12 protein-coding genes are annotated in these 12,340 nt (G+C 73.5%); 11 read left to right on the top strand and 1 reads right to left on the bottom strand.

Annotated features, from left to right (window positions below; translation table 11 throughout):
- Genes IE250_RS11240 through IE250_RS11215 form a run of 6 tightly spaced genes read left to right on the top strand, consistent with a single transcriptional unit; the run spans position 1 to position 6,944 of the window.
- Positions 1–657 carry a NeuD/PglB/VioB family sugar acetyltransferase gene (locus IE250_RS11240; protein ID WP_189669378.1) on the top strand — a complete coding sequence of 219 codons (657 nt, stop codon included), beginning with the start codon at positions 1–3 and terminating at the stop codon, positions 655–657.
- Positions 654–1,832, top strand: a complete 1,179-nt coding sequence (locus tag IE250_RS11235) for a glycosyltransferase family 4 protein (RefSeq protein WP_189669377.1) — start codon at positions 654–656, stop codon at positions 1,830–1,832. The genes IE250_RS11240 and IE250_RS11235 overlap by 4 nt, the downstream gene beginning before the upstream one ends.
- Entirely contained in the window at positions 1,825–3,336 is a 1,512-nt protein-coding gene (locus IE250_RS11230; RefSeq protein WP_189669376.1) for an oligosaccharide flippase family protein, read from the top strand. The genes IE250_RS11235 and IE250_RS11230 overlap by 8 nt, the downstream gene beginning before the upstream one ends.
- Positions 3,333–4,514: a DegT/DnrJ/EryC1/StrS family aminotransferase gene (locus IE250_RS11225; RefSeq protein ID WP_189669375.1), complete on the top strand. Its 1,182-nt coding sequence runs from the start codon at positions 3,333–3,335 to the stop codon at positions 4,512–4,514. The genes IE250_RS11230 and IE250_RS11225 overlap by 4 nt, the downstream gene beginning before the upstream one ends.
- The gene (locus IE250_RS11220) at positions 4,511–5,710 is read left to right on the top strand and encodes a glycosyltransferase family 2 protein (protein ID WP_189669374.1); all 1,200 of its coding nucleotides are present in this window, start codon (positions 4,511–4,513) and stop codon (positions 5,708–5,710) included. Before IE250_RS11225 ends, IE250_RS11220 begins: the two co-directional genes overlap by 4 nt.
- A 16-nt stretch (positions 5,711–5,726) precedes the next feature.
- Complete coding sequence (locus IE250_RS11215; RefSeq protein ID WP_189669373.1) at positions 5,727–6,944, top strand: rhamnosyltransferase WsaF family glycosyltransferase; 1,218 nt, start codon at positions 5,727–5,729, stop codon at positions 6,942–6,944.
- 28 nt (positions 6,945–6,972) lie between these two features.
- Here the strand turns inward: IE250_RS11215 and IE250_RS11210 are convergent, their stop codons facing one another.
- The gene (locus IE250_RS11210; protein WP_189669372.1) at positions 6,973–7,629 is read right to left on the bottom strand and encodes a hypothetical protein; all 657 of its coding nucleotides are present in this window, start codon (positions 7,627–7,629) and stop codon (positions 6,973–6,975) included.
- A gap of 124 nt (positions 7,630–7,753) precedes the next feature.
- Here IE250_RS11210 and IE250_RS11205 point away from each other — a divergent pair, with 124 nt between their 5' ends.
- The 5 genes from IE250_RS11205 (at position 7,754) to IE250_RS11185 (ending at position 12,336) form a co-directional block, all read left to right on the top strand.
- Positions 7,754–8,539 carry a YveK family protein gene (locus tag IE250_RS11205; protein WP_189669371.1) on the top strand — a complete coding sequence of 262 codons (786 nt, stop codon included), beginning with the start codon at positions 7,754–7,756 and terminating at the stop codon, positions 8,537–8,539.
- A gap of 4 nt (positions 8,540–8,543) precedes the next feature.
- A complete protein-coding gene (locus IE250_RS11200) occupies positions 8,544–9,851 on the top strand; it encodes an O-antigen ligase family protein (protein WP_229872361.1) in 1,308 nt (435 codons plus the stop codon).
- Between the two features lie 84 nt (positions 9,852–9,935).
- Positions 9,936–10,589, top strand: a complete 654-nt coding sequence (locus IE250_RS11195; RefSeq protein WP_189669369.1) for a polysaccharide deacetylase family protein — start codon at positions 9,936–9,938, stop codon at positions 10,587–10,589.
- The gene (locus IE250_RS11190) at positions 10,589–11,488 is read left to right on the top strand and encodes a glycosyltransferase family 2 protein (protein ID WP_189669368.1); all 900 of its coding nucleotides are present in this window, start codon (positions 10,589–10,591) and stop codon (positions 11,486–11,488) included. The genes IE250_RS11195 and IE250_RS11190 overlap by 1 nt, the downstream gene beginning before the upstream one ends.
- A complete protein-coding gene (locus tag IE250_RS11185; protein WP_189669367.1) occupies positions 11,485–12,336 on the top strand; it encodes a glycosyltransferase in 852 nt (283 codons plus the stop codon). The genes IE250_RS11190 and IE250_RS11185 overlap by 4 nt, the downstream gene beginning before the upstream one ends.
- Positions 12,337–12,340: the final 4 nt, after the last annotated feature.

Here is a 12,340-nt window from a genome sequence, read left to right as displayed (position 1 = left end):
GTGCCGGCGAGGGGTGGAGTCCCGCTGCTGCTGATCGGCGCGAGCGGGCTGGCCCGCGAGGTGCTCCCCCTGGCGGCGGAGGCGGGGTACGAGGTGCTCGGCGTTCTCGACGACCGGCACGCCGACCTTCCCCCCACGATCGGCGGCGTGCCGGTGCTGGGCCCGGTGACCGAGGCGTCGGCCCACCTCGAGGCCGACATCCTGCTGTGTGTCGGCCCGAGCCGTACCCGTGCCGCAGTGCAAGGACGCCTGGGACCGTGGGCCCGGTTCGCAACCGTCGTGGACCCGTCGGTACGCAACCCTGCCGGCTGCCCGGTCGGGGTCGGATCGATTCTGCTGGCCGGCGTGTCGATCACCGCGGACGCCGAGCTCGGCGCGCACGTCGTCGCCATGCCCAACGTGACAGTGACTCACGACTGCGTCGTGGCCGACTTCGCCACGCTCGCCGCCGGCGTCTCGCTCGGCGGGGGCGTGCGGGTCGGCCGGGCGGCCTACCTCGGGATGAACGCGGCGGTGCGCCCAGGCGTGCGCATCGGCGACGGCGCCGTCGTCGGCATGGGAGCCGTAGTGGTCGCCGACGTGCCCGCCGGCGAGACGTGGGCCGGGGTGCCGGCGCGCGCGCTGGCACCCCGCCCGGCTGTGGGGGAACCGCGATGAGGGTCGTCGTGTACGTGCACCACATGGAGATCGGCGGCAGCCAGCTCAATGCGCTGGAGCTCGCCCGCGAGACGGCGGCCCGCGGGCACGACGTCGTCGTCCTCGCGCCTCCCGGCGGCGCCCTGTGGGACGTCGCCCGCCGGTTCGGGCTGGACATGGTGACGCTCCCGACCCACCTGACCTGGCCGTCGCCCCGGAACATGGCGCGCGCCGTCTCCGCGGTGCGCCGGCTGCGCGCCGACGTCGTGCACGCCTACGAGTGGGGCCCGGCGATCGACGTCGCCCTCGGGCCGCACCTGCTGCTGGGGACGCCCGCCGTCGTCACCACCCTGTCGATGTACGTCTCCGGCTACATCCCGCGGCACGTGCCCCTGATCGTCGGCACCCGCAGGCTCGCGCAGGAGGCCACGGCCAGGTATCGGCAAGTGCGGCTCATGGAGCCGCCGGTCGACACCATCGCGAACACTCCCAGCAGCGTGGGCGGCGCGGCGGCGCGGGACCGGTGGGGCTTCGGACCCGACGACGTGGTCCTCTCCGTGGTCTGCCGCCTCTCCGACGACCTGGACAAGACGGCCGGCGTTCTCGAGGCGATGACTCTGATCGAGCGGGCGGGCCGCACCAGCCCGCTGCGGCTGCTCGTGGCGGGGGAAGGCCCGCGGTCGGCCGACGTCGCGGCGCGCGCCGCAGCGGTCAACGCTGCGCTCGGCCGGCGCGCCGTGGTGGTGGCGGGACCGCTCGACGACCCGCGACCGGCGTACGACGCGGCAGACGTCGTGCTGGGCATGGGCAGCTCCGTGCTCCGCGGGATGGCGTTCGGCAAGCCCGTGGTGGTCCAGGGCGAGCTCGGGTTCTGGCGCCGCCTGGAGGAGGAGACGCTCCCGACGTTCCTCGACCAGGGCTGGTACGGGTCGGGCGGGGCCGGCGTGCCGGACCTGTCGGCCGCGCTGGAGCCGCTGGTCCACGATGTGGGCCTGCGGCTGCACCTCGGTGCGTTCGGGCGGCGTGTCGTCGCCGAGCGGTTCTCCCTGACTGCCGCCGCGCAGCAGCTGGAGCAGGTCTACCGCTCCGCCGCCCTGTCCGGGCGCCGCTCGGCCGGTTCCCTCGGCCGGACGGCCGCCCTCGTCGCCCGTGACACCGCACGCGGCCGCCTGCGGGAGAGGCACTCCGGTGGCTGAGCACCGGCCTCTGAGCGGCCAGGTCGCACGGGCCCTGCGCTGGAGTACCACCGGCACGCTGGTGGTCCGGCTGGGGAACCTGGGCCTCGGGATCGTCGTCGCCCGCATCGTCTCGCCGGAGGAGTTCGGCCTCTACGCGATCGCCCTGACCGTGCAGAGCGTCGTCATGGCGCTGGCGGACCTCGGCCTGAGCGCCGACCTGATCCGCAGCCCCGACTTTGCGCGCCGAACCGGTCCGGTCGCGGTGCTCGGCCTTGTCACCGGAGGCAGCCTGACTGTCGCCGCTGCACTGTCCGCGCCCGCGCTCGCGACGGCGATGGGTGGCCCCGGCGCCGCCGGGCCGATAGCGATCCTGGCCGGGACTTTCCTGCTCGCCGGCATCGGCGTGGTCCCGTTCGCCACACTCCAGCGGCGGCTCGACCAGCGCGGTCTGTTCCGCTCCAACGCCATCGACTTCGGCGTCGGCGCCGTGGTGACCCTCGTCCTGGCGGCGCTCGGTCACGGCCTGATCGGCCTTGCGGTGGGCCGGGTCGCCGGCCAGGCGTGCGGCGTCGCCACACAGTTCTGGCTGACGCGCTCGGTGCCGCGGCTGTCGTGGGACAAGACGGTCGCGCGGTCCGTGCTGGCGTTCGGGCTGCCCGTCGCGGCGGCGAACCTGCTGTCCTGGGTGCTGCTCTCGGTGGACCGGGTGGTGCTCGGCAACACCGCCGGCGCCGTCGCGCTGGGGTACTACGTGCTCGCGGCGAACATCTCGACATGGCCCATGACCTTGGTCGGCCAGGCGCTGCGGTCGGTGACGCTGCCCGCCTTCTCCCGTGTGGGCGAGCACGCCAGGGCCGCGCTGGTCCCGCTGGTCGGGCCTGTGTGGTGGACCGTAGCCGGCGCTGCCGCCATGCTCGCCGCGCTGGCTCACCCGGTGGTCGTGCTGGTCTACGGCGAGCGGTGGGAGCCGGCCGTGCAGGTCCTGGTACCGCTCGCGGCAGTCGGTGCCGTGCGTGTCATCGCCGACGTCCTGGCCGGCTACCTGTACGCGCTGGGCCGCTCCCGCGGCGTCCTCGTGGTGCAAGCGGTCTGGCTCGTGGCCCTCGTCCCCGCCGTCGTGGTGGGCGCACGGGCCGGCGGAGGCGTCGGCGTCGGTGTGGCGCAGGCTGTCGTGGCCGTCGTCGTGCTGGTGCCCGCGTACCTCCTGCTGCTGCGCCGATCGCGGGACGAGGTGGGGGCGCTCGCCCGCGCGCTCGCCGTGCCGGGACTCGCTGCGGTGTGCGCGGTCCTCACGGGCATGTTCGTCGCGGACCGGGTGACCGGAGAGCTCCTGGGCGACCTGCTCGGCGGCGCGACGACCCTCGTCGTCTACCTGGCCACCACCGTCGTCTGGGTGCTGCCGCGCTGGCGCGCCGCCCGCGCGGCCCTCGACCAGCCGGGCGACGAGCCGAGCGAGACTCCGGCGGAGGTCGCCGCGGCACCTGCCGTCCCTGCCGCCCGAACGAGAGGAACTACGTCATGACCGAGACCGTGCTCACGACACCCCCGGCACCCCAGCAGAACCCGGTGCCTTTCCTGGACCTGCAGGCCCAGACCGACGAGATCCTGCACGAGCTCCGCGACCCCTGGGACCAGGTCCTGCGCACATCCGGGTTCGTGCTGGGACCGGAGGTCGACCGGTTCGAGCGCGAGTTCGCCGTCTACTCCGGCGCGCGGCACGCCGTCGGCGTCGGCAACGGGACGGACGCGCTGGAGATCGCCTTCGCGGCGGTGGGGCTCGGCCAGGGAGACGAGGTGATCGTCCCGGCCAACACGTTCTTCGCGACAGCGGAAGCCGTGCTGCGGTGCGGTGCGACGCTGGTGCCCGCCGACGTCGACGACGACTTCCTGCTCGACCCGCAGGACGTCGCCGAGCGGGTGACGGCGCGGACGCGGGCGGTCGTCGCCGTCCACCTGTACGGGCAGATGGCGCCCGTGGCGCGGCTGCGTGAGGTGGTGGGGCCCGACGTCCTCCTGGTCGAGGACGCCGCGCAGTCCCAGGGCGCGAGCCGGGACGGGTTCCGCTCCGGCGGGGCGGGTGACGTCGCCGCCACGAGCTTCTACCCCGGCAAGAACCTGGGCGCGTTCGGCGACGGCGGCGCGGTCCTGACCTCCGCCGACGACGTCGCGCAGCGCGCCCGCCGCCTCCGCAACCACGGGGGGATCGGGCGGTACGAGCATCTTGACGTCGGGACCAACTCGCGCCTCGACACCCTGCAGGCCGCCGTCCTGTCCGTGAAGCTGACCAGGCTTGACGCGTGGAACGCCCAGCGGTCGGCCGCCGCGGCCCGATACGGCGCCCTGCTGGCGGAAGCGTTCGGCGATGTCCCGGAGGTCGTCGCCCCCCGCGAGCTTCCGGGGGCCGCGCACGTGTGGCACCTGTACGTGGTGCGGACCCCGGACCGGCCGGCGGTGTCGGAGGCGCTTGCTGCCGCTGGCATCGGGCACGGCATCCACTACCCTGCCCCGGTCCATCTGCTCCCCGCGACGGCGCACCTGGGCTTCGGCCCCGGCACCGCCCCCCGCGCCGAGGCGCACGCCGACCGGATCCTCTCGCTGCCGATGTTCCCCGGCATCACCCCGGCACAGCAGGAACGCGTCGTCAGCACGCTGCGCTCCGCTGTGACGGGGCGGCGCGAACGCCCGGCGGTGGTCGTATGAGCACCGGAGCGCTCGACCGGGCTGCCGCCGCGTGGCGCGCCTGGGTGGACCGGAACGCGACGGGCGGGCGCGGTACGGACCGGCTCGTCCAGGCCCTGGGGTGGTGGGTCCGCTCACCGCTGCGAGCACGTGTGGTCCGCCGGCGGCCGCCGTCGTTCCCGGAGTCCCGGCCCCGCGTCTCGGTGGTGGTGCCCTGCTACAACTACGGCCGGTTCCTGCCGCAGACCGTCGGCAGCCTCGTCTCCCAGACGGGCGTCGACGTCGAGGTGATCATCGTCGACGACGCCTCGACGGACGACAGCCTCGCCGTAGCGCGCGGGCTGGCCGCCCGGCACCCCTGCGTTCGGATAGTCGCGAACGCGCACAACGCCGGGCAGGTCGAGTCCTTCAACCGAGGCTGGGAGAGCAGCACGGGCGAGCTCGTGGTGCGGCTGGACGCCGACGACATGCTGCCGCCCGGTGCGCTCGCCCGCGCTGCGGCCCTGATGGAGCAGCACCCGGAGGTCGGGCTGGTCTACGGCCACCCGCAGCACTTCGACGACGGGACGGTGGCGCGTCCCGCGCTCGGCGATCTGACCTGGACGGTCTGGGACGGGCGCGCGTGGCTCGACGAGCGCTGTCGCACCGGCGTCAGCTGCATCACCTCCCCCGAAGTGGTCATGCGCTCCGACCTGCTCAAGGAGTTCGGGCCGCTGGACCCGGAGCTCCGGTTCACGATGGACGTGGAGATGTGGCTGCGACTCGCCGCCGTCAGCGACGTGGCCTACGTCGGCGGCGCCGACCAGGCGCTGCACCGCGAGCACGCGGGCAGCCTGAGCGTGAACGAGGGGGCCGGGGCACTGCTGGACCTGCGGGCCCGCGTGGACGCGTACGACCGGCTGTTCGCCAATGTCGGCGACCGGCTGACCGGCGCGGACGCACGGCACGACCGGGCACGCGCCGCGCTCGCCCGCGACGCGCTGCGCTATGCGGCGGCCGCCGCCGACCGGGGCGACTCGCCCGCCGGCTACCTGGAGCTCGCGGCCGACGTGTGGCCGCCGTCGGGCGCGTGGCGCTCGACGGCGCGTGTGCGGCGGCAGGCCGAACCGGCCGGGAGGCCGTGGGTCACGGGGCGGGCCGGGGTCGCGGTCCGCCGCGTGGCCCGCCGCGCGCGGACCGAGCTGATGTACCTGCGCTGGGCGACGTCCGGCCTGTGACCAAGGAGACCTGTACATGAACCGGCTGACCAGAACCGCCGCGACTATCCGCCGCCTGCGCCGTGCGGGGATCAGCGGGCTGGCCCAGCGGGTCGCCGCCCGCGCCTTTCGGGCCACCGACGCCCGGTCGCTCAGCTTCCAGCTCGAACCGGCGGACGTCGCGAGCGCGGTCCCGGAGGCGCTCCCGGTGCCGGATCCCGCGCCGTCGGACCAGCCGTTGGTCGTGGGCTGGGTGACCTCCCCTCCCGCGGCCGGCTCGGGCGGTCACACCACGCTGTTCCGCATGGTCGAGGGGCTGGAGGCGCGCGGGCACCGCTGCGTCGTGTTCCTGTACGACCGGCACGGGCTGGACGTCGCCCTGCGAACCGCGGAGCTGCGGCACGGCTGGCCCGGGGTGAGGGCCGAGGTCCGGGACGCGCGCGCCGGCATCAGCGGTGTGGACGCGGTGGTGGCGTCGTCGTGGGAGTCCGCGCACGTCGTGCTCTCCCGGAGCGTCGAGCCGGCGCACCGGCTCTACTTCGTGCAGGACTACGAGCCGTACTTCTACCCGCGCGGCTCGGAGTACGAGCTGGCGGCCATGACCTACCGGTTCCCGTTCCGCCGCATCGCCCTCGGCGAGATGGTCGCCGGCTGCCTCCGGTCCGAGCTGGGCCAGGACAGCGACGTCGTCCCGTTCGGGTGCGACACCGACACCTACCACCTGCCGGAGACGGAGGCGCCCCGCTCCGGGGTGGTCCTCTACGCCAAGCCGGACGTCGGGCGCCGGGGCTACCTGCTCGCCCGCCTGGCGCTGGAACGCTTTCACCGTGCGCACCCGGACGAGGAGATTCACGTCTACGGCTCGCGGCCGGCGGACCTGCCCTTCCCGGTGACCTTCCACGGGCGCCTGACGCCGGAAGAGCTCAACACCCTGTACGGGCGCGTCGTAGCGGGCCTCGCGATGTCGTTCACCAACATCTCGCTCGTGGCGGAGGAGATGCTCGCCGCCGGTGTCGTGCCGGTCGTCAACGACTCGCCGTTGGCCCGGGCGGACCTGGCCGACCCGCACGTCGGATGGGCCGAGCCGACCGCGGCCGGCATCGCCGCCGGGCTCGCCGCCGCCGTCGAGCGGCCCGACCGCGACGCCTACGCCGCCAAGGTCGCGGCCGGCGTCGTCGGCCGGTCGTGGGGCCCGACGCAGGAGATGGTCGCCCGCATCGTGGAGGACGAGGTCCGTGGCCCTGCGCGGGGATGACTCGGCGCCGCCGGGCTCGGAACGGCCGTCAGCGCGGGGCCGACGGCGCGGTGCGGGGCCGCCGTGCGCGCGTTTCGAGCATGATCACGACAGCCAACGTGGCACCGACGCCGAGCACGCCGGCCATCCCCAGGCTCCGGGCCCGCGAGCCCTTCACCTGGTGGACGACCGTCGACTCCGGGGCGACCGTCACGCTGATGTCGTTGACGGGCGCCACCTTGGCGTCGCGTTGAAGACGATCCAGCTCCTGCGCGATCTGCTCGATGATCGCCCTCTGCCGCGCTCCGACCTCGGCGGCCGTCGCGCCCACGACCTCGACGTACAGGATCTGCTGAGCGAAGTTGGTGGCCCACTGACCACCGGTGTCCGGCAGTCGGATCGACCAGCCGTCGCGGATGCCCTCGCCGACGAGCGTCGCGTCCGGGGAGGCGTACTTGGTGACCTTGCCGGGTCCGGCGACCCCCTTGGCAACCACGCCGGCCGTGATGATCAGGTCCTCGGAGGTGGTTTTCAGCGCGTTCGGGTAGGCGTTGCTCGTCGGTGCGAGGAACACCACCTGCGTGCGACTCCAGTAGACGCCGTCGTCGAGGGTGGTGGCGTACGCGACCAGAAGCGTCGCCACGGCACCCACCACCAGGACGGGCCAGCGCCGCAGCGCCGCGCGGACCAGGTCCCACAGCGTCATCGGATCTCCGGCATTTCTCAGAGCGGGTGAATTCGCGTGTAAATTCCACGACTCATTCCTTTTCCGTCCCTCGGCACGATACCTTTGTCGAGCGCAGTGTGATACGCCCAGAAAGGGTGAACAAATGCCATTCCTCGACGTGATGCCAGCCCTGCGCCACCAGTGGTTGGTGACAGTGATGGGGCTGCTCGCGACCGCGGCACTGGCCTGGGGTGCAACCGTCGTGTCCCCGCCCGTGTACACCGCACGCGCGCTGGTCCTTCTGGTGCCCTCCGAGCAGGCCGTCGGCGAGGGCGGCAACCCGTTCCTGGCGCTCAGCGGGCTCGACCTGCCGGCCCGCGTGGTGGTCGCGTACTACGAGAGCGACGTCGCCCAAGCCAGGTTCACCTCCGGGTCGTCCGACGCCGAGTACGTCGTGGCCATCGAGGAGTCCACGCGCGGGCCGGTGATCTCCGTCGACGTGACCGACGCGAGCCCGCAAAGCACCCTCGAGACGCTGGACCTGCTCACCGCGTCCATCCCCGTCGAGCTCCAGCGCCTCCAGGACGAGGTGGACGTGCCGCAGGACTCCATCGTGTCGACGCTCGTGCTCGCGAAGGACGAGGAGGCCGAGGCGGACAACAGCGGCACGGTCCGTATGCTCATCGCTGCCGTGGGCGCCGGCCTCGTTGTCACCGGCGTCGTCGCCGTGGCGCTCGACGGGATTCTCCGCAGCCGCAGGACTAGGAAACGGGAACCGGTCACCGGGCCGCCCGTCATCGGCCCCCTGCCGGCCGAGCTCCGGCTCTCCGAGCCGGCCGGGCGGTTCCCGCCAAGCGTCCCCCCGCAGTGGAGCAACCCGCCCCGAGACACCCGCGAGCGGCACCCGGACGACGTCCCGGCCAAGGCATCCCGCGCCGAGACCCGGTGACGTGGTGACGCAGACCCGGACGACCGCGTCCGTGCGTCATGCCGCGCCGGGGCAGGGCCGGCGCGGCGTGCCCTTCGACGCGGTCACGTGGCTGTCGATCTACCTGGTCCTGCTGTTCGCCGTACCGTCGAAGCTCGTCATCGGGCCCCTCGGTAGCGCGGGCGCGCCGTCGATGGTGTTCGGGCTCGGCAGCCTGCTGGTGTGGGTCCTCCTGCGGGTGGCCGCTGCCAAGCCCGCCCCGCCGCGCGCCCGGCCGGTCCGGATCGCCCTCGGCGCGTTCCTGTTCGCCGTCGGGGTCTCGTACGTGATCGCGATGTCGCAGCCGATGGTCGCCGGCGAGGCGAGCCCGGCGGACGTGGCAGTCCTGGCGCTGCTGGCGTGGTCGGGCACGCTGCTCCTGGCGCACGACGGGATCGCCTCACCGGAGCGGGTCGACACGCTCGTGTGGCGGCTGGCCCTCGCGGGCGGCGCGCTGGCCGTGCTGGGGCTCGCGCAGTTCGCGGTCGGCGAGCTGTTCGTGGACCGGATCTCCCTCCCTGGACTGACCCTCACCACGCCCTACGAGCTCGGGCAGCGCAACGGGCTCATCCGGCCGCAGGGTACGGCGGCCCACCCCATCGAGTTCGGCGTGCTCGTCACCATGCTGCTGCCACTGACGCTGCACGTCGGCTTCGAGCACACCGAGCGCCGTGCCGTGGTGCGCTGGGCTCCCGCGGCCGCGACGCTCGCGCTGGTGCCAGCCATGGGCTCCCGGTCCGCCTACATCGGAGCGGGCGTCGGCCTGGTGATCCTGATGATCGGCTGGAAGGGAGCGCGCCGCCGCGCCATGCTCGCTCTCACGGCGGTGAGCGCCGTCGTCGGGGCGGTCGTCGCCCCCGGGATGCTGTCGTCGATCCTCGGACTGTTCACCGGCGCCGCCGAGGACCCGAGCGTCGTCTCCCGGACCGGGTCGTTCGCACTGGCGGGCGATTTCATCGCACGCGATCCGCTCTTCGGACGAGGACTCGGCACGTTCCTGCCCACCTACCGGATCTTCGACAACCAGTACCTGCTGCTCCTGGTGACCATCGGGGTGGTGGGCACCCTCCTGTTCTGCGGCCTCGCAGTGGCAACGATCCGGGAGCTCATGCGCTTGCGCGCACGCAGCGCGGGAGCCGATACCAGGTTGCACGACCTCGCACTGGCGCTCATCGCGGCGGTGGCCGTCGGGTTCGTCAGCCTGTTCTTCTTCGACGCCTTCGCGTTTCCCATGACCATGGGCGCGCTCTTCCTGCTGGTCGGCCTGACCGGAGCGCTGCGCACACCGGGATAGGCGTGTCGGTGCGCTCCATTGATCACCCGTACATTCACCCGGCTCCGCATTCCGTAACGGCACCGAGTCGTTCACGATGAACAAATGATCAATATCTGCATTCACGGTATCGGGACGCCCTCCAAAAGCGTCCCTGCCGCGGAGGCTGCCTACTGGATCGGGATCGACACCTTCCGTCGCGTCCTCGACCAGGTGGCGGAGCGTACGGAGGTGCGGCTCAGCTTCGACGACGGCAACACATCCGACGTCGACGTGGCGCTGCCGGAGCTGGTGGACCGGGGGCGGGTGGCCGACTTCTTCGTCATCGCGGGCCGGCTCGGCCACACCGGCTCGCTGTCGGCCGACGATCTGCACCGGCTGCGCCGGGCCCGGATGGGTGTCGGGTCGCACGGGATGCACCACCGGGTGTGGCGCCGGCTGAGCCCGGCGGAGCAGCACGAGGAGCTCGTGGTGGCCCGCCGTCGGCTCGAGGAGGTACTGGGCGAGCCCGTGCGCTCGGCGGCGTGCCCGCTCGGCCGGTACGACCGCGCGACCCTGGCCGCGCTGCGCCGACTGCACTACACCCGGGTCTACACGAGCGACCGGGCGCTGGCCCGGCCCGGCACCTGGCGCCAAGCGAGGTTCAGCATCCGTGCCGCCGACACGGCGGACGACGTCGCCGCCTGGCTCCGGCACGGCGACCGCTACGCCGTGCGGCTCGCAGACTCGGCGCGGACGTTCGTCAAGGGGCTCCGCTGATGGGGGCACAGGTCGCCGCGGTCGTCGTGACGTACAACAGCGCCCAGCACGTGGACGCCCTGCTGGACAGCCTGCCCCGTGCCTTCGGCGACGTGCCGTACACGACGGTGGTCGTCGACAACGGGTCGACCGACGGTACCCCTGCGCTGCTGCGTCAGCGGGGCGACTGCACGGTCGTCGAGAGCGTGAACGACGGTTACGGAGCCGGCATGAACCGGGCCGTGCGGCACGCACCGGAGACGGACGCGATCCTCGTGCTCAACCCGGACGTGGAGCTCGACGCCGAAGCCGTGCCCCGGATGCTCCGCGTGCTGCGCCGGCCGGGCGTCGGCATCGTGGCGCCGCGCACCCGAGAGGCCGACGGGAACCTGTCCCCGACGCTGCGCCGGACGCCGACCCTCGCCCGCGCCGGAGGGCTGAGCTTCACCGGTGTGCCGCTGCTCTCAGAGCGGATCGAGGACCCGCAGGCCTACGCCACCGAGCACCCGGTGGACTGGGCGGTCGGCGCGATCTGGCTCGTGGACCGGGAGTGCTTCGACACCGTGGGCGGATTCGACGAGTCGTACTTCCTCTACTCCGAGGAGACCGACTTCGCTCTCCGTGCCCGCGACCGCGGCTGGGTCACCGTCTACGCACCGGAGGCCGGCGGCATGCATATCGGCGAAGGTTCCGGCACGAGCCACGAGACGCACACCATGAAGATGCTGAACCGGGTGCGCCTGATCCGCCGCCGCCGCGGCACGGGGGCCGCCTGGCTGTACTACGCGCTGACCCTGCTCGTCGAGCTCCGGCGCGGCCTGCTCGGCCACCGCGCGTCGTGGCCGACACTGCGGGCACTGGTGCGCCCGGCCGTGCGTCCGGCCGTGCTCGGGGCGAGCGACACGGTGCTGCCCCGATGAGTGGCCCTGAGGCCCAGTGGCCCGTCGCGTCCGTGATCATTCCCGCCCACGACGAGGAGCGGACGATCGGCCGCCTCCTGGACGCGCTGTGCGCCGAACCCGGCCGGTTCGAGACGGTGGTCGCGTGCAACGGGTGCACGGACGAGACCGCGCGCGTGGCCGCACGGTACCCGGTGACCGTGCTCGACCTGGCCGAGGCCTCCAAGGCGCGTGCGCTGCGCGCCGCCGACCAGGTGGCCCGGACCTTCCCGCGGGTGTACCTGGACGCCGACGTCGAGATCACCGCTGACGGCGTGGCCCGGCTCGCGACCGCGGTGGGCCCGGGGAGCGCTGCCGTCGCGGCGCCACGACGGACCATGCCCCGTACGGGAGTCACGCTGCTCGCCCGCTGGTACTACGACGTCTGGGAGGCGCTGCCCACAGTGCGTTCGGGCCTGTTCGGGCGCGGGGCCCTGGCGGTGTCCGAGGACGGGGCGCGCCGGGTCGGTGCGCTGCCGGAGATGATGGCCGACGACCTGGTGCTCTCCGAGGCGTTCGCACCGGCGGAGCGCGCCGTCGTGCAGGACGTCGCCGTCGTCGTGCACCCGGCACGCACCGTGCGCGACCTCGTGCGCCGGCGTGCGCGCGTGACCACCGGCAACGTCCAGGCGGACCGCGCCGGCCTCCGCGGGGCCGAGGCGCGCACGAGCCTCGGCGACCTCTGGCGGGTCGTGCGAGAGCGGCCGGGCCTGGCACCGCGGGTCCCCGTCTTTCTCGGCGTCGTGCTCGCCGGGCGCGCCCGCGCCCGCGCGGCGGTGCGCGCGGGCGACTTCACCACGTGGGAGCGGGACACGAGCTCCCGGGTGTGAGACA

The organism is Promicromonospora soli, from assembly GCF_014653785.1.
GTDB lineage: Bacteria > Actinomycetota > Actinomycetes > Actinomycetales > Cellulomonadaceae > Promicromonospora > Promicromonospora soli.
This window is presented reverse-complemented; position numbering and strand designations above follow the sequence as displayed.

Excerpts from the sequence above, each read along its gene's own strand:
- IE250_RS11190 (WP_189669368.1), top strand. The coding sequence starts at position 10,589 with ATGGGGGCACAGGTCGCCGCGGTCGTCGTGACGTACAACAGCGCCCAG.
- IE250_RS11220 (WP_189669374.1), top strand. The coding sequence starts at position 4,511 with ATGAGCACCGGAGCGCTCGACCGGGCTGCCGCCGCGTGGCGCGCCTGG.
- IE250_RS11215 (WP_189669373.1), top strand. The coding sequence starts at position 5,727 with ATGAACCGGCTGACCAGAACCGCCGCGACTATCCGCCGCCTGCGCCGT.
- IE250_RS11225 (WP_189669375.1), top strand. The coding sequence starts at position 3,333 with ATGACCGAGACCGTGCTCACGACACCCCCGGCACCCCAGCAGAACCCG.
- IE250_RS11210 (WP_189669372.1), bottom strand. The coding sequence starts at position 7,629 with ATGACGCTGTGGGACCTGGTCCGCGCGGCGCTGCGGCGCTGGCCCGTC.
- IE250_RS11235 (WP_189669377.1), top strand. The coding sequence starts at position 654 with ATGAGGGTCGTCGTGTACGTGCACCACATGGAGATCGGCGGCAGCCAG.
- IE250_RS11185 (WP_189669367.1), top strand. The coding sequence starts at position 11,485 with ATGAGTGGCCCTGAGGCCCAGTGGCCCGTCGCGTCCGTGATCATTCCC.
- IE250_RS11195 (WP_189669369.1), top strand. The coding sequence starts at position 9,936 with ATGATCAATATCTGCATTCACGGTATCGGGACGCCCTCCAAAAGCGTC.
- IE250_RS11205 (WP_189669371.1), top strand. The coding sequence starts at position 7,754 with ATGCCATTCCTCGACGTGATGCCAGCCCTGCGCCACCAGTGGTTGGTG.